Annotated in this window: 16 protein-coding genes and 1 tRNA gene; 4 read left to right on the top strand and 13 right to left on the bottom strand. The window is 53.5% G+C overall.

The window, feature by feature from the left end:
- Positions 1–186 precede the first annotated feature (186 nt).
- Positions 187–357, top strand: a complete 171-nt coding sequence (locus tag ACWJJK_RS06585; RefSeq protein ID WP_166642627.1) for a hypothetical protein — start codon at positions 187–189, stop codon at positions 355–357.
- Here the strand turns inward: ACWJJK_RS06585 and rlmB are convergent.
- A complete protein-coding gene (gene rlmB, locus ACWJJK_RS06580) occupies positions 354–1109 on the bottom strand; it encodes a 23S rRNA (guanosine(2251)-2'-O)-methyltransferase RlmB (RefSeq protein ID WP_156879781.1) in 756 nt (251 codons plus the stop codon). The two genes, ACWJJK_RS06585 and rlmB, sit on opposite strands and share 4 nt — an antisense overlap.
- Positions 1106–3346, bottom strand: a complete 2241-nt coding sequence (gene rnr / locus ACWJJK_RS06575; RefSeq protein WP_077730584.1) for a ribonuclease R — start codon at positions 3344–3346, stop codon at positions 1106–1108. The genes rlmB and rnr overlap by 4 nt, the downstream gene beginning before the upstream one ends.
- A 165-nt stretch (positions 3347–3511) precedes the next feature.
- Between rnr and ACWJJK_RS06570 the strand changes: the two genes are divergently transcribed.
- Positions 3512–3596: transfer RNA gene (locus tag ACWJJK_RS06570), tRNA-Leu, on the top strand.
- A 14-nt stretch (positions 3597–3610) separates the two neighbouring features.
- On the opposite strand, the gene ACWJJK_RS06565 is transcribed toward ACWJJK_RS06570, so the two are convergent.
- The 9 genes from ACWJJK_RS06565 to ftsH all read right to left on the bottom strand — a co-directional run bounded on the left by ACWJJK_RS06565 (position 3611) and on the right by ftsH (position 14294).
- A complete protein-coding gene (locus ACWJJK_RS06565) occupies positions 3611–4903 on the bottom strand; it encodes an adenylosuccinate synthase (protein ID WP_133718161.1) in 1293 nt (430 codons plus the stop codon).
- 45 nt (positions 4904–4948) lie between these two features.
- Positions 4949–6142 (bottom strand): ATP phosphoribosyltransferase regulatory subunit, encoded by a 1194-nt coding sequence (locus ACWJJK_RS06560; protein WP_077730582.1) that lies wholly within the window; start codon positions 6140–6142, stop codon positions 4949–4951.
- A 185-nt stretch (positions 6143–6327) separates the two neighbouring features.
- Entirely contained in the window at positions 6328–7185 is an 858-nt protein-coding gene (gene hflC, locus ACWJJK_RS06555; protein ID WP_077730615.1) for a protease modulator HflC, read from the bottom strand.
- 2 nt (positions 7186–7187) lie between these two features.
- Positions 7188–8363 (bottom strand): FtsH protease activity modulator HflK, encoded by a 1176-nt coding sequence (hflK, locus tag ACWJJK_RS06550; RefSeq protein ID WP_077730581.1) that lies wholly within the window; start codon positions 8361–8363, stop codon positions 7188–7190.
- Between the two features lie 207 nt (positions 8364–8570).
- On the bottom strand, positions 8571–9845 hold the full coding sequence (gene hflX / locus ACWJJK_RS06545) for a ribosome rescue GTPase HflX (RefSeq protein WP_156879780.1): 1275 nt from the start codon (positions 9843–9845) through the stop codon (positions 8571–8573).
- A 62-nt stretch (positions 9846–9907) separates the two neighbouring features.
- Positions 9908–10153 carry an RNA chaperone Hfq gene (gene hfq, locus ACWJJK_RS06540; protein WP_077730579.1) on the bottom strand — a complete coding sequence of 82 codons (246 nt, stop codon included), beginning with the start codon at positions 10151–10153 and terminating at the stop codon, positions 9908–9910.
- Positions 10154–10280: 127 nt separating this feature from the next.
- Complete coding sequence (gloA, locus tag ACWJJK_RS06535; protein ID WP_077730578.1) at positions 10281–10664, bottom strand: lactoylglutathione lyase; 384 nt, start codon at positions 10662–10664, stop codon at positions 10281–10283.
- Between the two features lie 71 nt (positions 10665–10735).
- Positions 10736–12076: a phosphoglucosamine mutase gene (glmM, locus tag ACWJJK_RS06530; RefSeq protein WP_077730577.1), complete on the bottom strand. Its 1341-nt coding sequence runs from the start codon at positions 12074–12076 to the stop codon at positions 10736–10738.
- Between the two features lie 301 nt (positions 12077–12377).
- Positions 12378–14294: an ATP-dependent zinc metalloprotease FtsH gene (gene ftsH / locus ACWJJK_RS06525; protein ID WP_156879779.1), complete on the bottom strand. Its 1917-nt coding sequence runs from the start codon at positions 14292–14294 to the stop codon at positions 12378–12380.
- Between the two features lie 769 nt (positions 14295–15063).
- Between ftsH and ACWJJK_RS06520 the strand changes: the two genes are divergently transcribed.
- Positions 15064–17142, top strand: coding sequence for a TonB-dependent receptor domain-containing protein (locus ACWJJK_RS06520; RefSeq protein WP_434113492.1), 2079 nt, complete (start codon positions 15064–15066; stop codon positions 17140–17142).
- A 217-nt stretch (positions 17143–17359) separates the two neighbouring features.
- On the opposite strand, the gene ACWJJK_RS06515 is transcribed toward ACWJJK_RS06520, so the two are convergent.
- Both ACWJJK_RS06515 and ACWJJK_RS06510 read right to left on the bottom strand, forming a co-directional pair.
- Positions 17360–17785, bottom strand: a complete 426-nt coding sequence (locus ACWJJK_RS06515) for a universal stress protein (protein WP_156879778.1) — start codon at positions 17783–17785, stop codon at positions 17360–17362.
- 25 nt (positions 17786–17810) lie between these two features.
- On the bottom strand, positions 17811–18548 hold the full coding sequence (locus ACWJJK_RS06510) for a YjbE family putative metal transport protein (RefSeq protein WP_434113494.1): 738 nt from the start codon (positions 18546–18548) through the stop codon (positions 17811–17813).
- A gap of 209 nt (positions 18549–18757) precedes the next feature.
- Between ACWJJK_RS06510 and ACWJJK_RS06505 the strand changes: the two genes are divergently transcribed.
- Positions 18758–19960 (top strand): cytochrome P450, encoded by a 1203-nt coding sequence (locus tag ACWJJK_RS06505; RefSeq protein ID WP_434113497.1) that lies wholly within the window; start codon positions 18758–18760, stop codon positions 19958–19960.
- The last annotated feature ends 1 nt before the right edge of the window (position 19961 follow it).

Here is a 19961-nt window from a genome sequence, read left to right as displayed (position 1 = left end):
TGATAAGTCCTAAAGAGGCATACCATTTGCAACGCGTTTTAAGGCAATTAAGGTGCGCGTTTTTGCCGCATCGTCGAGCGGCTATTCTCGGTTGCAAGATGGTCATAGTCACATTAGCCTGAATTTGTCAAGACTAACACCCGTAAAGGTCCGACTATGGTACTCGAAATCTACCTCTGGTGTTGGATGCACTTGGAACCGCGGCATGCGGCGAAAAGAGGCGCAAAACTTCTGGGCTTGGCGGTATTGGTGTTGGCTCCGCTGATTTATGCCAACGTCGAAATGACCGGACAAGGATTCAAGCCCTCGACGCCCAGCCTGACGATCGAGGTTGGTCAGAAGGACTCGAATCGTTAAGTCCTCTTTGCCTGTGCTCGCTGCCGTACGGCTTCAAAAAGCAGTACGCCTGTCGCAACCGATAGGTTAAGGCTTTCGATTTGGCCGAACATTGGAATTTTGACTAAAAAGTCACAGGACTCGCGCGTCAAGCGACGTAGACCCTTTCCTTCGGCTCCGATCGCCAAGACCAATGGAATGGCCAGGTCGATCTCGTATAGCGATCGCTCGGCCTCGCCCGCAGCCCCTACGATCCACAGCCCCGCCTCCTTTAACCAGCCCAGGACTCGATTCAAATTGGTTACGCGGTAAATCGGCACCGTTTCAGCAGCGCCGGAGGCGACCTTGGCCACGGTCGGCGTCAACCCCACAGACTGATCTTTCGTGATAATGACCCCCTGTACTCCAGCGGCGTCCGCGGTACGCAAACAGGCTCCGAGGTTGTGCGGATCCTGCACATGATCCAGAACGAGAAAAAAAGGCTGCCGCGAAAGATTCGCCAGCGCATCCTGAAGCTCCGACTCTCCGAGTTCGGCGGCCAGCTTCAGCTCGAGAACGATGCCTTGATGGCTTCGGCTTTCGGCTAACGAGTCAAGTTGATTTCGTCCGGCCGGCTGAACCGGAATTCCAAGGGAAGCCAATTTCCGTTCGATGGCGGCAATGCGACCATCTTCCCGCCGATGGTCTATCCAAACGCTGATGATTTTGTCCGGGGCGTTTTCGAGAGCAGCTTCCGCCGCATGAAGACCCGCGATGCGACGCCGATTCTTCATGACCGGCGTCTTTTCTTCCGCGTCCGGCGCGACGAAGACTCGGAGCGTTTCACCAATTCGAGGTCGATCTTGCGTTCATCCAGATCCACGCGAGCCACAATCACACGAACGCTGTCGCCAAGCCTATAAGTCACACCGCTCCGCTGCCCTTCCAACCGATAACCGATCGGATCGTAGTGAAAGTAGTCTTTGTCCAAAGTCGAAACGTGGACCAATCCTTCCACGAAGATGTCTTTTAGCTCCACAAAAAAACCGAATGGCGTAACGGCGGAAATGACGCCTTCGAACTCCTCTCCCAGCTTATCGAGCATGTACTCGCATTTAAGCCAGGCGACGACGTCGCGAGTCGCCTCGTCGGCGCGCCGCTCGGTGTACGAGCAATGCTCGCCCATCAGTACCATGTCGTTATGGGAATAGTAGAATTCTTCTATCTTTTTCTTTTCGAGCGAGTGGCGAATAGCCCGGTGTACCAGCAGGTCCGGATAGCGCCGGATGGGCGACGTAAAATGGGTATAGGCATCCAGGCCCAACCCGAAATGGCCTTTTTTCTCCGGGCTATAAACGGCCTGAGCCAGCGAGCGTAACAGTACAGTTTGGATCAGGTGCTCGTCGGCCCTGCCGGTGATATTGTCCAACACTTCGAAATAATCCTTAGGTCCAGGATTATCGCCGCCACCGAGGTTCAGACCGACTTTTCCGAGAAAGGCACGCAGATCGGCCAATCGTTCGGCGGTGGGACCCTCATGAATTCGAACCACATGGGGGAGTTTTTGACGGGTCAGATATCGCGCCGCGGCAATATTCGCGGTAATCATGCATTCCTCGATCAGGCGATGGGCGTCGTTGCGCTCGCGCGGCACGATTTGCGCGATTTTCTTGCCCTCTCCGAATACGATGTAGGATTCCTGGGTGTCGAAATCCATCGCCCCCCGTGCCTCCCTTGCCCGCCGCAGCACTTTGTAGAGCGAATGCAACTCCTCCAGGTGAGGCACTAGAGCGCGATACTTCTTCCTCAGTATCTTATCGCCGTCGACAATCATGCGGGCGACTTCCGTGTAAGTGAGCCTCGCATGGGAGTACATCAGCCCCGAGTAGAAACGTGAACGGACGATGGCGCCATCGGTGTTTATGTAAATTTCGCAGACCATGCACAGCCTGTCTTGCTCGGGGTTGAGCGAGCACAAACCGTTTGAGAGCACCTCCGGCAGCATGGGAATGACTCGATCGGGAAAATACACCGAGTTGCCACGGATTTTTGCTTCGTCGTCGAGAGCCGTTCCCGGCCGGACATAATGGGAAACATCGGCGATAGCGACATAAAGTTTCCATCCTTTCGGCGTTCTTTCGCAGTACACGGCATCGTCGAAATCGCGGGCGTCCTCCCCGTCTATGGTTACGAGCGGCAGCCGCCGCAAATCGACGCGACCGGCTTTATCATCTTCCGCGACTTCCGTACTTAGCCCCGCAACGTCGTTCAACACGGCTTCCGGCCACTCGGCCGGCAGATCGAAGCTGCGAATCGCCACCTCGATCTCCATACCGGGGGCCATGTGATCCCCCAGAACCTCCCTGATTCGACCGATGGGGTCACGCTGGCGGGTAGGTTGCTCGATGATCTCGGCGACCACGATCTGACCTGGGAGCGCTCCATTTCTATGCTCCTCAGGAATAAGAACGTCGTGAGCGATGTGCTTATTGTCTGGGACGACGAATGAGATTCCCTGCTCCAGGTACAACCGACCCACGATATTGTGCGTATTCCGCTCCAACACCTCCACAACCCCGGCCTCTCGCCGCCCGCGGCGGTCGACGCCGCGTATGCACACCACGATGCGATCATCGTGCATGAGCGAACGCATTTCCTTGGGCGAGAGAAAAAGATCATCGCCGCCCTCGTCGGGCCGAAGAAAGCCGAACCCATCGGGATGGCCGATGACCCGCCCAACGATGAGATCTTTGTGGTTTACGATGCAGTAATAATTGCGGCGGTTTCTCAGTATCTGCCCATCCCGCTCCATGGCATTGAGGCGGCGACGGAGCGATTCAACGTCCTCATCCTCTTGTACGCCCAATACGCCGGCAACGTCCTCGACTCTTAAAGGAATCCCTTGCTCTTTCATCACCTCGAGGATCAACTCCCGGCTGGGAATGGGACGCTCATACTTTCCTGCCTCCCGCTCGGCGAAGGGATCCTCGAGCTTAAACCCTCTAGCGATCGTAGGGGCGGACTTGGTCATCGATAATTTTCCTATTTTCTATATGTTTAGTTTTGCTATTCGGACAGCCCTCGGTCCGACAACCTCTTCGAAGATCGATGATTCCCTTCAAAACTTTCGGTATTGACAATTTAACCGATAAGTAACAAAATTCACGACTCAATTGAGTCGCTCGACTCGCCTCTTGCCGAGGTGGTGAAATTGGTAGACACGCATGATTCAGGTTCATGTGGGGAGACCCGTGGAGGTTCAAGTCCTCTCCTCGGCACCATCCTTAGTCGTCCCTCAATCGAAGGGATTCTTCAGAATTATCGTCTCGCTGCGATCAGGACCGGTCGAGAGAATATCCACTGGCACACCGACCAATTCTGAAATCCGGTCAATATAGGCTCTCGCATTTGCCGGAAGGTTCTCATACGAGGTAATGCCGGCAGTAGACTCTTGCCACCCTGAAAGCTCCTCGATAACGGGCTCGCACTGAGCATAACTATCGGCGCCGATTGGTACCGTACGAATCTCCTCTCCTTTATATCGATAAGCCGTACAAATTCCGATCTTTTCCAGCCCATCCAGAACATCCAATTTCGTCAGGCACAACCCGCTCAGACTGTTGAGTTTCGCCGAACGCTTCATCAAGACGGCATCGAACCAGCCACAGCGACGCGCTCGTCCAGTAGTAGCACCGAATTCCGCGCCTTTCGCGGATAAATGCTTGCCAATCTCATTCGACAGTTCCGTCGGAAAAGGTCCGTTTCCAACGCGTGTCGAATAGGCTTTGGTGATACCCAATACATAATCGAAATCCAGCAGGCCCATTCCGCTACCGGATGCTGCGCCGCCCGCCGTAGTATTAGACGAGGTCACATAAGGATAAGTGCCATGATCGATATCCAGCATCGCGCCTTGAGCGCCTTCGAAGAGGACATTTCTATCCTCATCACGATAAGCATGCAGCATACCCGCCACATCTCCCAGCATGGGTTTAATCTGCTCACCCAATGCCATCGTTTCGTCCAGCACTTGCTGATAATCGAGCGGAGACTGCCGGTAATACCCGCTGAGTACGAAATTATGATAATCCAGGAGTTCGCGTAACCTTTCGGCAAACACGGCGGGATACATAAGATCGCCGGCGCGTAACCCTCGCCGCGACACTTTATCTTCATAAGCGGGACCGATACCTCTTCCTGTCGTACCGATAGCCTTATCGCCACGAGATTTTTCACGCGCTACATCTAACGCGACGTGAATGGGTAATATCAAGGCACAGGCTTCGCTGATCGTAAGCCTATCCCGAACCGGAATACCGGCTTTCTCCAGCAGCGCAATCTCTTCCAACAAAGCGCGGGGCGATAACACCACGCCATTGCCTATCAAGCATTTCACCGATTCCCGCAAAACGCCGGAAGGTATCAAATGCAATACCGTCTTTTGGCCGTCGATTACCAAGGTATGCCCTGCGTTGTGACCACCCTGGAAACGGACGACTGCATCTGCACGCTCCGTCAGCAAATCGACAAGTTTACCTTTACCTTCATCGCCCCACTGGGTGCCGATGACTATGACGTTTTTACCCATTCTTGATTCCAGATTAGCGTTTCATTTTTCGAGGTAATTTTGGGCTCAATCGCTAACGGGAAAGACTTCCCAAGTTAGCCCCTGCTTTTGAAGGTAGTGTGAACATGCCATCTCGCGAGCCTCGCCAGTTTGTCCATACAACGCCTGAATGACCGTTTGCCCGGCGCCGCGCAAATTACGCACTATTTCGTGCAAATCGGGATCGTCTACGGCGGGCGCAAAAATGCGCAAACTAGGCGCATCATCGTCTTTTCCGTTGGCCAATCGTGCCAGAACCTTCAAATCGGCGCTAAAACCCGTCGCCGGACGAGCGCGCCCGAAAATTTTTCCGATCTCATCGTAACGGCCGCCACGTGCAATTTCTCTGCCGTAACCCGGCACAAAAGCGGCAAATACGACACCCGTTTTGTAGTGATAACCACGCAATTCCGCAAGGTCGAAATTGATTCGTAAGGCCGGGAACAAGCTTGTCAAACTCTTCGAAATGGATTCCAAATCCATCAAAGCGCGATGTACCGACTCATTGGCGGTTGCCAATCGCTTTCTAGCTTTCTCTATGACACCCTCATGTCCATTTAGATCGATCAGCGCTTCCAACATCTCGGTGGAAGAATCGCTAACCGTCAGCGAATGTAATAAAGTTACCAATTCCGGATAGTCTTTCCGCTGAAGAATTTCAAACAGCTCCGCCTCCTGCTGCGCATTCAAACCGGCCTGACGTGCCAACTCCCGATAGATGCCTACATGTCCCAGATCCAGATGTACGTTTTCAATACCTGCAATGGCAAGCATCTCCAACATCAAGCAGATAACCTCCATGTCGCTGGCATTACCCGCATGTCCGTACAATTCGGCCCCAACCTGCAATGGGCTCCGGGACTTTTCGAGATGATCCGACTGCGTGTGCAGCACCGTTCCCATGTAACAGAGCCGTGTCGGCGTATCGGTGCCAAGGTTGCGCGCATCGATACGCGCAACCTGAGGCGTCATATCAGCACGTATCCCCATTAATCGACCACTGATCTGATCGATGATCTTGAATGTCTGCAAATCAAGATCGTTGCCCGAACCAGTCAAAAGCGATTCAATGAATTCAATCAGCGGCGGCATCACCAGCCGATAGCCCCAGCTGGCGAACAGATCGATGATCTTTCGACGTAGCTGCTCCAAACGCTCGGCTTCTTCCGGAAAGACCTCATCAATACCTTCTGGCAACAGCCAATTATCTTCGGTTAGCATCGAATTCGGTGAGCTCAGCAAACGGAAAAAAATCTGGATGGATTAGGCGACAGTTATGTTACCGCGAGGCTCATATTGACCCTAGCAGTGTGTGAGAATCCTTTGCCAACGGCAAACGGTCCGCCCCTTTGTCCCTGTCGACTGGACAAAGGGGCAATAGAAAATATGCGGGAGCAACAGTCCGGTTACTTTGGCTTTTTGAAGTACTGGAAGAATTTCGAATCAGGCTCCAACACGATCATATCGTTCTCGTCCTTGAACACTTGCCTGTAAGCATACAAGCTTCGATAAAACTCGAAGAACTCTGGATTTCTGCTATATGCCTGAGCATAAATCTCCGATGCCGTGGCATCGCCCTCACCACGCCTGATCTCCGAGTCTCTATAGGCATCAGCAAGTATCACCTCCCGCTGACGGTCTGCTTCCGCACGAATACGTTCGGCTGCCTCCGCACCACGCGAACGGAAATCTCTCGCAACCCGGGCGCGTTCGGCTTCCATCCGTCGGTAGACCGATGAACTTACCTCATCCGGCAAATCGATTCCTTTCACACGAATATCGATAACCTCGACTCCCAAATCATCGACTACAGGGTTCACCGTCTTGATCAGTAGATCGCGGATCTGGCCACGCTCTAAGGAAACCACCTCGCGGATAGTTCGCTTGCTGAATTCGTTCCGCAATGCGTCTTTCGTTATCTGATCGAGACGAATATTTGCCGCTGCCTTATCCCCACCGACTGCCTTATAGAATTTCGTCGCGTCTTCGATCCGCCATTTCACGAACCAAGTAACGATTACGTTTTTCTTTTCAGAGGTGAGAAACCGCTCGGGCTTGGACTCCAATGTGAGGATTCGGTCATCGTATTTCTTCACCTCTTGATATGGAAGCTTGAAATGCAACCCCGGCTCGAAGTCTGTTCGAACGATTTTCTTAAACTCCAGCAATAAGGCTCTTTCCGTCTCCGATACAGTAAATATGGAGGTAGCAGTAATTACCAGCAAAATAAAAACAAACGCAAGAATTAGGGTATTTTTACTAATCATTATTGTCCCCTTCCTTCACGACCTCGAGTGGTTGATCGGATAGTTCTAGGGGCCCCGCTGTCCGATACTTCCGGAGTAGTAATCGTGGCATTGTCGGCATCTCTGGGCGGCATCAGGGGCGACGCAGCTTTTTGAAGTTTATCTATAGGCAGATACAACAAATTATTGCTGTTCTTGACATCGATCAATAACGTACCCGTGCGTCCAAGCACTTCCTCCATCGTATCGAGATAGAGGCGCTCTCGCGTAACCTCCGGAGCCTTGTCGTACTCCGCCAGCAACTGTTTGAACCTACTCGTGTCACCTTCTGCTCTGGCAATTACGCGCTGTTTATACGCTTCCGATTCTTCCAAGACACGTGCCGCGGCACCCCTTGCTCTTGGCACGACTTCATTCGCATAAGCTTCCGCTTCATTTTTCAGGCGCTGCTCATCTTCCCTTGCCTTGATCGCGTCCATGAATGCTGCCTGGACTTCTTCCGGAGCCTGAGCATCCACCAAGCTCACATTGCTCACTCTGATTCCGGTTTGATATTGATCCAGCGTTTGTTGAATTTCGTTCTTGATCTCGTCGGCAACCTTGCCCCGTCCCTCCGTCAACACGAAATCCATCGTACTCTTCCCGATAACCGCACGTTCGGCGCTTTCAATAACCTGCTTCAAGGTTTCGTCCGGATCAGCAACATTAAAAAGATAATCTTTCGCATCCTTGATCTGATACTGAACCGCTAATCGGATATCGATAATATTTTCGTCCTGCGTGAGCATAAGGGCTTCCCTGGGCACGGATCCCAAAGATTGCTGACGCCCGCCGGAGCGATACCCTACTTCCAGAAAACGTTGCTGCTCCATATTGACCACCTGAACGTGCTCTATTGGCGCAGGCATGTGCCAATGCAGCCCAGGCATGGTGGTATCAGCGTATTTGCCGAAACGCGTAACGACGCCGCGACTCCCTTCGTCTACGAGATAAATACCGGTTAGCCCCCATACAGCCAAGGCAATCAGGAGAAATAAACCGATCGTCCTCATGGGCGCATTTTCACCGCCACCGAAAAACCTCCCTATCCTTTCGTGTAATCCGCGCATGACTTCTTCCAAGTCCGGAGGCGTCTCCTGCTGATCACGCCCGCTCCACGGATCTTTTTTATTACCGCCCGGTTCGTTCCAGGACATTGGATGACTCCTATAGTACAGAACTTGATGCTCTTCTAGAGCTATAACAAAGCCGCTACTGCGGCATGAATATTAGAATTATCTAGGAAAATGGTTGGATATACAAAAACGAGCATTTGAGAGGAAGCCGGAACGCTCTCCACTGGCCCAGTGCTTCACGGTAGAAGCATGCTATGCCCCGGCATTATTGTTACCAGATCGAGATGATTAAGCACTAATTGAATCCTGCAGCTCGTCGAGCTCATGCAATAACTTCACATCCCGCTTGAGAAGCTCGACTTCCAAATCCCACCCTCCGGTTCCGTCCGATTCTTCTCTCAAGATCTGCGCTGCGTTATATAACCGTGCCCTCAATCCGGCGTTTTCCGGACCCAAGTGAATTCTGCGGTGAATCACTTCGCGACGAAAAAGAACCTCTAAAACGTCGTGAAGCAAAGGCAGACCAGCACCTGTCTTGGCGGACAACCATACTTTTGCGACATCTCCGCTCGCGTTTCTCTCAGCGTGCGGCTCAATATCCGCAACCCGATCGATCTTGTTAAAGACCTGAATCTGTCTTACTCGATCAGCTCCGATTTCGCTCAGAACCCGATTGACTTCCGATATGGTTTCGTCAGACCGCTCATCACTCGCATCAATAACGTGAAGCAATAAATCTGCGTCCACCGCTTCCTTCAAAGTCGAACGGAATGCTGCAACCAGCTCATGTGGCAAATGCCGGATAAATCCGACCGTGTCAGCTAGAATTACCGTCAAACTCGGCGTTAACTGCAAGCGTCGCAAGGTGGGATCGAGCGTAGCAAATAACTGATTTGCCGCATAAACGCCAGCCCCCGTCAACGCGTTGAAGAGAGTCGATTTGCCGGCATTTGTATATCCCACCAAACTGACAACCGGCAACTCCGCCCGCCGTCTAGCGGAGCGTCCCTGATTGCGTTGCCGCTCGACTTTCTCCAGCCGTTTTTGAATCAGCCGTATTCGATCAGCAATTAAACGCTTGTCCGTCTCAAGCTGTGTCTCCCCAGGACCACGGAGGCCGATACCCCCTTTTTGACGTTCCAAGTGAGTCCAGCCGCGCACCAAACGAGTAGATAAGTGCCGCAACTGTGCTAATTCAACCTGGAGTTTGCCTTCGAAGGATTGGGCCCGCTGAGCGAAGATATCGAGAATCAATCCGGTGCGATCGACAACCCTGACCGAAAGCTCTCTCTCTAAATTACGCTCTTGGCTGGGCGTTAAAGGATGGTTGAAAAGAACCAGCTCTGCTTCGTCCTCCCGGACAATCCGGGCCAACTCGTCAAGTTTCCCTTTTCCGATGTAATAACGAGGATCGGGCGTGTGTCTCCTGCCTGTCACCGTAGCTACAGGCTCCGCCCCGGCTGATGAGGCGAGTTCCTGAAGTTCTACAAGAGCTTCGGTCTCGTCCTGAGCGGCCAAATGAACAAGCACGGCACGCTCGCCGGACTTCGGCCTCTCAAACAAGTAAACTCTTCTCCCAGACCAACTTCGACATCACCATCTTACGGCTTGAACCGAACTGTCGATTAACCCTCGTCTTCCAATCCTTCCGCCGCATGGGGTAGACGGACCTGACGCGCAGGGACAATCGTGGAAATGGCATGCTTGTAAACCATTTGGCTTACAGTGTTCTTGAGTATGATCACGTACTGATCGAAAGAATCCACTTTACCTTGTAACTTGATCCCGTTTACGAGATAGATCGAAACCGGAACATGTTCTTTTCTAAGCGCATTTAGGAACGGATCTTGTAAATTTTGCCCTTTTGACATCCTCTTTCTCCTTATTGTTATAAGACCGACGCTCAGCCAGTATTAAAACAAATCTCTCATTTTTTCGCCAGGCACAATACCTGACTGTAGCCGCCATTAATATATGAAAAATAAGCGCAACAGCCCTTTATTCTTTTCCGATTAATTCAATTTTGTAACCATCCGGATCCGCCACGAAGGCAATGACCGTGGTGCCGTACTTCATGGGGCCGGCTTCGCGTAAAATTTCGCCGCCAGCGCGTCTTATACGCTCGACAGCGTCGTAGATGTCCTCGACTTCGATCGCGATATGCCCAAAGGCATCGCCCAAGTTATAGCCATGAACACCCCAGTTGTAAGTCAATTCAATCACCGAATCGTGGCGTTCGTCACCGAACCCTACGAATGCCAGAGTGAATTTTCCATCAGGAAAATCCTCCTTTCTCAATAGTTTCATTCCGAGAATTTCAGTGTAAAAGCGAATCGACCGTTCTAAGTCTCCAACCCGAATCATCGCGTGCAAGATACGCATCGACTGACTACCTCGACTCAATTTTTGCTAATGAAATCATCGCGCATCTAATAACCGCCACGAACACATCTCTAGGTCAGCGCCGAAGAGACGGCATTTGCGAGACGGTCGGCCGTAGCACGAACAACATGAGCGTCTTGCCCTTCAACCATAATCCTAATTAGCGGTTCGGTTCCCGACGGTCTGAGCAAAATACGCCCCTTGCTGCCAAGTTCACGCTGAATTTCATTTTTCAACTTCTGAACCGGCTCGATTTCATCCAAATTGACTTTGTCCCGCACCTTCACGTTCACCAAACACTGAGGGTATTTGACCATGTCGCTCTTCAATTCGTTAAGCGATTTGCCCGCCTCGTGCATCGCTGCCATAACCTGCAAAGCAGAAACAATACCATCGCCGGTCGTAATCCGGTCCCGGCATATGATATGACCTGAACTTTCACCACCGAGCACGCTGTCATGCTGAAGCATCATTTCCATCACGTAACGATCTCCTACCGCAGCGCGCTTAAACTCTAACCCCAACGCATCCAGCGCATGCTCTAACCCTAAGTTACTCATCAGAGTACCGACTATCGGCCCTCTTAACCCACCGCACTCCATACGGGACTTAGCGATGATGTAAACGAGTTCATCGCCATCGACGATCTCCCCTTTATGATCGACCATGATCAGCCGATCGCCGTCGCCATCCAAGGCGATCCCAAAATCCGCCTGCTCTTCCAATACCGCACGGCTAAGTCGCTCGGGTTTGGTAGCTCCGACGCCGTCGTTTATATTCAAGCCATTGGGCTGAATGCCAATAGCGACAACCGTCGCACCAACTTCCTCGAATACATGGGGCGCGATGTGATATGTCGAGCCATGGGCGCAATCGACAACAATTTTGAATCCAGTAAATTCGATGCGGGACGGAATAGTGCTTTTGCAAAATTCGATATAACGCCCGACCGCATCACTGATGCGAGACGCTTTGCCTATCCTTGAAGACTCCACCGTCGTCATGGGTTTGTCCAATTGCTCCTCAATCTGGAGCTCGACCTCGTCCGGAAGCTTCATGCCATCGGGCCCAAAAAACTTAATCCCATTATCGTAATGCGGATTGTGCGAGGCGCTGATGACTATCCCGGCCTGGGCTCGAAACGTCCGCGTAAGATAAGCGATTGCCGGGGTTGGCATGGGACCGAGCAACTGAGTATTAATCCCCGCCGCCGCAAGCCCCGCCTCGAGAGCAGATTCGAACATGTAGCCGGAAATTCTGGTGTCCTTTCCGATCAGAACATTGGAAGGGTAGCGATCCAGCGAAAACACGCGGCCTGCCGCCCAACCCAACTTCAGCATAAAGTCCGGTGTAATAGGATATTCCCCTACTTTGCCGCGAATTCCGTCTGTACCAAAGTACGATTTTTTCATTCGCCGTCCTTCAAATCTAAAGATTCAATTATTTTTGATTTTACGCTCTATGCAGTAGCCGATCCGTCGACACCTTTTGGACACACTAATACCTTCCGCTTTCAAGAAGCATGGAAATTACGCAATTATCCGCGCCGTCTATGTCCTTAGTTTCATAGCGACTGCCCTCCATTCCAACGGACAAGTTCTATCCGACAACTGAACGTAAAAGGTCGTCAGCTAGTGTAGGCGATCCATACAAAAACAAAACCCCCCGCACCTAGCACGGTGCCGGGGGTCTCAATAAGCCTACCAAACAGAATCAGTGCTGTTCCGCTGCTTTACCGATGCCTCCAGCTCCTTTTGCCTTGGGAGTCTCTTTAGCACCCAAACCCGCCGCAGCACCACCGCTCGGAGGCGCCTCGCCCCAGCTTTGCGGCGGACGCGGAACCTTGCCTTCCATAATGTCGTCGATTTGGAAACGATCGATTGTCTCGTACTTGATCAAGGCTTCAGCCATCAGATGTAATTTTTCCATGTTTTCTCGCAACAAGCGCTCCGAACGCTCATAGTTGCGATCGATTACCGAGCGAATTTCCTCATCGATCAGATGCGCCGTCTCCTCGGAGACCATTTTATGCTTGGTGACGGAGCGTCCCAAGAATACTTCGCCTTCTTCTTCGCTATACGCCAACGGCCCTAAACGTTCCGAGAGCCCCCATCGGGTAACCATGCTGCGCGCGAGATTGGTAGCCCGCTCGATATCGTTCTGAGCGCCGGTCGTCACTTTTTCTTTGCCGAAAATGAGCTCTTCCGCTATACGTCCTCCGAACAAACTCGAAATCTGGCTTTCCAGTTTCTGCTTGCTCGCACTGTACTGGTCACGCTCCGGCAAAAACATAGTAATTCCCAGCGCCCGGCCGCGCGGCATGATGCTGACCTTGTACACCGGATCGTGTTCCGGAACCAGCCGTCCCACAATCGCATGACCTGCCTCGTGATAAGCGGTGAGCTGCTTCTCCTCGTCGGTCATTACCATGGATTTGCGCTCTACGCCCATAAGAATCTTATCCTTGGCTTTCTCGAAGTCCTCCATGTCGACGCTGCGCTTATTCTTGCGGGCGGCGAACAAAGCCGCCTCGTTGACCAAGTTGGCCAAATCAGCGCCGGAAAATCCAGGGGTGCCGCGTGCCAGATATTCGACTTCCACGTTGTCGGCAATCGGCACTCGCTTCATGTGCACCTTCAAGATTTGCTCGCGACCACGAACGTCAGGTAGTCCAACGACGATCTGACGGTCAAAGCGCCCAGGACGCAAGAGCGCCGGATCCAGAACATCGGGGCGGTTGGTTGCCGCGATGACGATAATACCTTCGTTTCCTTCGAAACCGTCCATTTCGACGAGCAACTGATTGAGCGTCTGCTCGCGCTCGTCGTGGCCACCGCCTAAACCGGCACCACGATGGCGGCCTACCGCATCGATCTCGTCAATGAAGATGATGCACGGCGCATTTTTCTTCGCCGTCTCGAACATATCGCGCACGCGGGACGCACCCACGCCCACAAACATCTCGACAAAATCCGAGCCCGAGATGGAAAAGAACGGAACCTTAGCCTCTCCGGCGATCGCTCGGGCCAGCAAAGTCTTACCGGTCCCTGGCGGACCGACCATCAGAGCCCCGCGCGGAATCTTGCCGCCCAGCTTCTGAAACTTGCTCGGATCCTTGAGGAAATCGACCATCTCCTGAACGTCTTCCTTGGCCTCTTCAACGCCCGCTACGTCGGCAAACGTCACCTTGACTTGATCTTCTTCGATCAGCCGAGCTCGGCTCTTACCGAAGGACATGGCCCCCCTTCCTCCGGTACCGCCTTGCATTTGCCGCATGAAGAAAATCCACACAGCAATCAGCAGCAACATCGGGAACCACGAAATAAAGATCTGCATCAATAATGATTGAGATTCTGGCGGCTGAGCCTTGATCTCGACATGGTTCTTCAGCAGGTCGTCAACCAAGTGGTCGTCGCCAGGACTGTAAGTAGTGAACTTCTCGCCGGTCCCGAGCATGCCCCGGATCATTTGCCCGTCGATAGTCACCTGCTTAATCTGCCCCTCGTTCACCGCCGAGATGAACTGCGAATACGACATAGTCGAATCGACCGACTTTCGGGAGCCAAAATTATTGAAAACCGACATCAAAACGACGGCGATGACTACCCACAGAATTATGTTCTTCAACATGTCATTCACGGTCTAACTTCCTCGTCGGATAAATCCGACCATTTTTTTGAAATAGTTTACAAATACTATCAGGATATCGCCCGGTGTAAATGCTTCAAACGGGCAAGGACAATCGTAGAAGCCTACATCTACCTCCCTCTTCACTGACTTTTCGACTGCGCATATTCGAGAAGGTTCATTCTGCAATTTTTCTGCCGAGAACTGCCCGAGCTCTCGCAACCATCGGCACCGCACGCGAATACCGGCGTGAGAAATTCATTACACCGATGCAGCGCCGCCGCACCCATCATCAAAACCTCGATGCGGCAAATGCCCTACCCCAAAGCGGGTACTGCAAGAAATTTTTTGGCTGACCAATTATTAATCAGGCCCGTTAATACCCTCCTGGTATTTCGGGCCGCCGCCCAAGCCGGTACACGCCCGGCCTGGGCTCACGCGGCTTGCCGCCGCGCCGGGGCATCCCTGCCCCGGATTAACCCGGCCTATATTTATAGGCCGGGTTAATAATGTCACCGACATCGGCCTGCAATCTCCATCAACGACAGCCATGGGCGCAAAAAACAAGAAATTGCCAGAGCACTTCCAACCCTTATCGCGCCACCCCAAGCATGTCATTTGCCTCACTTCGCCGACCAGGAATGCGTGATTTCACACACCCCGATCGACCTTTCCGACAAACTATCCTCCAGTTCTCGGCCTGAAGACGGACTGGCTCAAATAGTGCTTACGCTAACAGCCGTCTCAAAAAACTAAAACAACAAGTCCGAAAATGATGAGCAATCACTATTTAAAGATGACTCTCGCACTCTTATGCAGCGGAGCAACCATCGGGGGAAAAGCATGGGCCGATCATGACACCAAGCCCACTCAGTTACCAACTTTAACGATTACCGGCGAAGCCGATACGGCACCTCAAGCTCTCACCGTACCTAATATCGAAACCGCGCGCGAGCAGATTAACCGGGTTCCCGGAGGCGTCGATATTATCGATGCGGAAAGCTATCAGAAGGGCCGTGCCGCCAATCTCAAGGATGTTCTCGACTACTCTCCCGGCGTGTACGTGCAACCGCGATTCGGTGCCGAGGAATCGCGGGTCTCGATCCGAGGCTCCGGCATTCAACGCACCTTTCACGGCCGCGGCATCAAACTCCTTCAGGACGGAGTTCCGCTAAACCTCGCCGACGGAGGCTTCGACATGCAGGCAGTAGAGCCTCTGGCTGCCGAATACGTGGAAGTTTACCGCGGCGCTAACGCACTCATGTACGGCTCTACCACCCTTGGCGGAGCGATCAACTTCGTGAGCCGGGCCGGATACACCGCGTCGCCTCTACAGCTACGCTTCGAATCCGGCAGCTTCGACACTTACCGTGCCCAGGTGAGCTCAGGGCAAGTGATCGGCGATGCTGATTACTATATCTCCGGAACCTTCTTTTCTACCAACGGTTTTCGCAACTGGAGCGAGCAGGAGAACGAGCGCATCTTCAGCAATTTCGGCTATCGCTTCAATGAGAACCTGGAAACGCGCTTCTACGTCACTTATGTCAACACCCAATCGAACCTACCAGGAAGCTTAACCAAAGCGCAACTGGAAGACGATCCGACCCAGGCCAATCCAAGCAGCCTCAGAGGCCAGCAGAAGCGCGACTTCAGGCTGATGCGGCTCGGCAATACCACTACCTGGCGATGGGACGACAAGCAGCGCATCGACATCAGCAGCTTCTGGTCTTACAAGGATCTTTATCACCCTATTTTTCAGGTTCTTGACCAGGTTTCCGACGATTACGGCATGAACATTCGTTATACCAATGAAAACGATTTGTTCGGCCGCAAGAATATTTTCATCCTGGGTCTATATCCGACCGGCGGCCGAACCCAGGACGACCGTTTCGTCAACGTCGGCGGCCACCGCGGCGCCAGAAGGGCCAAGAGTACGCAAGACGCCATCAACATCGATCTCTACGGCGAAAACCAACACTATATCTTGCATCAATTGGCCCTGGTTACCGGCCTTCAACTGTCCTATGCCTCACGCGAATATACCGATCGCTTCCTGAGCAATGGCGATCAAAGCGACCACCAGGATTTCTTCGGGGTCAGCCCGAAAATCGGCGCGCGCTGGGAATTCACGGCCAATAGCCAAGCTTATGTGAATTTCAGCCGCAGCTTCGAGCCCCCGTCATTCGGCGAACTAACCCTTCAATATGGCAATACCCCGCTTCAGCTTTCGGCTCAACGCGGCAGCACCGTAGAAATCGGGACGCGCGGACAGGAGGGCATGGTCAACTGGGACCTGTCCTACTACCATGCGTGGATCGAGAACGAATTGCTGCAGCTGCGTGATCCGGCGGATCCGAGCGGAACGGCGACGATCACCCGAAACGCCGACTCCACGACCATACACCAAGGTATCGAACTCGGTTTCGAGGTCCGCCCCATAGAAAACATCGTTCTGCGTCAGGCTTACATGTGGAACGATTTCCGCTTCGACAACGACCCGACCTACGGCAACAACCGCCTGCCAGGCATTCCGGAACACTACTTGCGAGCGGAACTCCGCTATGAGCATCCGTCCGGCTTCTACGCGGGTCCCAACGTGGAGTGGTCCGCGACCCGAATTCCGGTCGACCTGGCCAATACGCTGTCCGCCGATGCCTACGCTATCATGGGTTTTCGCGCTGGTTATAGGACCAAACAAGGATTTTCCGCCTACTTCGAGGCGAAGAACCTGACCGACGAAAAATATGCGGCAACCACTGGCGTCATCGCCAATGCCGACGGACGCGATGCGGCGCAGTTTTATCCGGGCGATGGACGGGCTTTCTTCGGTGGCGTGGAATACCGGTTTTAACGTAGCGGCCGGATAGTACTCGATATCGACAAAATGAAATAACGGGGTTTGCAATCCGACGCGTTCGGTTGCAAGCCCCGTCGCCCCGTAGTCTAACGGGCTGATCGTCAAGTCACTTTGAAACCTGGATAGGCGAGAACGTCACGAGCGCCCGCACCCGTTCATGCCGCGCACAATCCATATTATGACGCGGCGGAGCGATCACGCATCTACGGGGTTACTTCACAAGCAACACCGGCACTTCGCTCAGATGGATGACCTTGGTCGCTACCGACCCCATGAGCAGAGCCGCGACCGAACCAAGGCCGCGGGCGCTCATGACGATCTGATCGCACGCCTTCTCTTTGGCGTACTGTACGATCACCTCGGCCGGATTGCCGACACCGATATGAACGATGTAGGGAAGCCCGGCTCCATCCAAGATCTTACGAGCCGACTCCAGGGCCTTGGTTCCCTCGTCATGATGAAAAGCGCGGATCTGTTCGGCATCGAGGAACATACGTACCTCCCCGTGCAGCGGATGCTGGACGTTAAGGAGATGGATCTCCAGCGGCTCCTTGTACCAGGCTGCCTTTTTGAGCACGTGATCGACGGCGCGGATCGAATTTTCGGAGCCATCGACCGGAACCAATACTCTTAACATTCGTATTCTCCTGGAATAGGTGGCGTCAGCCCGTTTTGCCCGATTTCGGCTGCTCGTCTTCGGCGGCGAGATCCACTACCCGGTGCTGTGCCGTCGTCGCTTTACGCTGCGCCAACCACTTGCCGGCCAAGACCACCAGAACGGCACCGACAAAGGGGATCACGTCATGCAGCCAATGGCCCTCCGGCCCAGGCCACGCCGGATCGGTGACCAGCATTTCGCCCGATACGAAACCGAGCAAAGCGGCCCCGAGCACAATGATTACCGGGAATCGGTCCATCAAGCGCAGAATGACGGTGCTGCCGAAAATCACTAGGGGAATACTGATCGCCAGACCGAGTATCAGGAGCAGTACGTTGCCTTTCGCCGCCGCGGCAACTGCGATAACGTTGTCGAGGCTCATGACCAGATCGGCAATCAAGATCGTCCGGATCGCAGCGATAAGATTATCGTGGCCGTCGACACCCTCGCCGCCGTCGCCCTCGGGCAATAGCAACTGCACGGCAATCCAGAACAGCAGCACGCTGCCGATGATCTTCAAATAAGGAAGCCGCAACATTTCCACTGCGACTATGGTGAGGACAACCCTCATCAAAATGGCGGCAACCGACCCCCAGACTATGGCGAGATTGCGCTGTTGTTCCGGGAGTGAACGCGCGGCGAGAGCGATGACCACCGCGTTGTCGCCCGAGAGAATGATATTGACGACGATAATCTCGCCGAGTCCGATCCAGAACTGAGGATCGACAAAAAGTCCTGACATGATTATTGCTTCCGGCCGAGGTGTGGTCCTGATGAGGGAAGGAAATTTCGAACATCCTTAAAAGAAGATATTTTCACCGCGTGACGGCGAAGTAGCAAGCAACCGGTCGAGGAGCGAACTGTGCCGGAAAAAATCTCCCGTTTATGGATCCGTCGTGAATCGGGTATCTTCGACCGTCTCCAACAACCTATTGGACAGAATTGGCCGCCGTGCTCAACATCAATATCGACTCCCCCGCCTTCTTTGCCGATCCTTATCCGTTCTATGCCAAGTTGCGCAGTGACGCACCGATTTGTCCGCTCATGCCCGGCATCTGGCTGGCGACACGCTACCAGGATGCCAACCGAATTCTCCGCGACGCCCGCTTCGGCAAGGATTTTCTGGCGGGACTCGCCTGCCGCTACGGAAAGGACGCCGTCATGGAGCCGGCCTTTCAGATGGTGAATCGGTTCATGCTGCTGATGAACCCTCCGGAGCACACTCGGCTGCGCACGCTCGTCAGCAAAGCTTTCGGCGTGAAACAGGCCCCCGAACTGCGCTATCTGGCCCAGCGGGAAACTCATCGCCTGATAGACGGCTTTATCGATAGCCGCCGCGCCGATTTGGTCAAGACATTCGCTTACCCGCTTCCAGTCCGGGTCATCTGCGCACTTCTCGATATACATCTCGAGGACAGCCTCCGATTCCTCGCCGACACCCAAGCACTGGTCAAGGTGTTCGAATTGAGTCCGATCGGTGCCGATGAAATCGACGCCGCCAACCGGGCCTCGCACGCATTCGACCACTATTTCCGCGAGATTTGCCGCGAACGTCGCAAAAATCCTGGCAATGACCTGGTTTCCTTGCTCCTTCAGGCCGAGGAAGGCGAAGACCGGTTGAGCGAGGATGAAATCATCGCCAATATGGCGCTACTGTTTCTGGCGGGGCACGAAACCACGGCCAATATGATTGGCAATGCGCTATTGACACTATTTCGGCATCCCGAGCAGTTGGATTTGCTTCGAGGAAACCCGTCATTGCTGCCGCAAGCCGTGAACGAGTGTCTTCGTTACGAGACTTCCGTTCATATCGCCGCTCGCGTTGCCATGCAGGATGTCGCCGTCGGGGCGGTAACGATCAAGCAAGGAGAGACGGTCTACATCAATCTCGGTGCAGCCAACCGCGATCCGGCCGTGTTCAAAGAACCCGAGCGATTCCTGATCGAACGCGCCGAACTTCCGCAAAAACCGCTGTCCTTCGGGGGCGGCATGCACTACTGCCTGGGAGCCCGGCTCGCGCGCATCGAGCTCGAGACGGCGCTTGACGCCCTGCTCCGCAGGCTGCCGGAGCTACAGTTGGAGAACATCGATCATCCGTCGTGGAAGCCGACCATTACCATCCGCGGCCTGGCCCATTTGCTGGCGCATTGGTAGG

This window comes from Methylocaldum gracile, from assembly GCF_053646815.1.
Note: the sequence above shows the minus strand (reverse complement) of the source record. Positions and strands in the feature narration are given on the sequence as shown.

Coding starts and splice junctions, on each gene's coding strand:
- hflK (WP_077730581.1), bottom strand. CDS start 8,363: ATGTCCTGGAACGAACCGGGCGGTAATAAAAAAGATCCGTGGAGCGGG.
- hfq (WP_077730579.1), bottom strand. CDS start 10,153: ATGTCAAAAGGGCAAAATTTACAAGATCCGTTCCTAAATGCGCTTAGA.
- rnr (WP_077730584.1), bottom strand. CDS start 3,346: ATGACCAAGTCCGCCCCTACGATCGCTAGAGGGTTTAAGCTCGAGGAT.
- rlmB (WP_156879781.1), bottom strand. CDS start 1,109: ATGAAGAATCGGCGTCGCATCGCGGGTCTTCATGCGGCGGAAGCTGCT.
- ACWJJK_RS06515 (WP_156879778.1), bottom strand. CDS start 17,785: ATGTTAAGAGTATTGGTTCCGGTCGATGGCTCCGAAAATTCGATCCGC.
- ftsH (WP_156879779.1), bottom strand. CDS start 14,294: ATGTTGAAGAACATAATTCTGTGGGTAGTCATCGCCGTCGTTTTGATG.
- ACWJJK_RS06560 (WP_077730582.1), bottom strand. CDS start 6,142: ATGCTAACCGAAGATAATTGGCTGTTGCCAGAAGGTATTGATGAGGTC.
- ACWJJK_RS06520 (WP_434113492.1), top strand. CDS start 15,064: ATGATGAGCAATCACTATTTAAAGATGACTCTCGCACTCTTATGCAGC.
- gloA (WP_077730578.1), bottom strand. CDS start 10,664: ATGCGTATCTTGCACGCGATGATTCGGGTTGGAGACTTAGAACGGTCG.
- ACWJJK_RS06510 (WP_434113494.1), bottom strand. CDS start 18,548: ATGTCAGGACTTTTTGTCGATCCTCAGTTCTGGATCGGACTCGGCGAG.
- glmM (WP_077730577.1), bottom strand. CDS start 12,076: ATGAAAAAATCGTACTTTGGTACAGACGGAATTCGCGGCAAAGTAGGG.
- ACWJJK_RS06585 (WP_166642627.1), top strand. CDS start 187: ATGCACTTGGAACCGCGGCATGCGGCGAAAAGAGGCGCAAAACTTCTG.
- ACWJJK_RS06565 (WP_133718161.1), bottom strand. CDS start 4,903: ATGGGTAAAAACGTCATAGTCATCGGCACCCAGTGGGGCGATGAAGGT.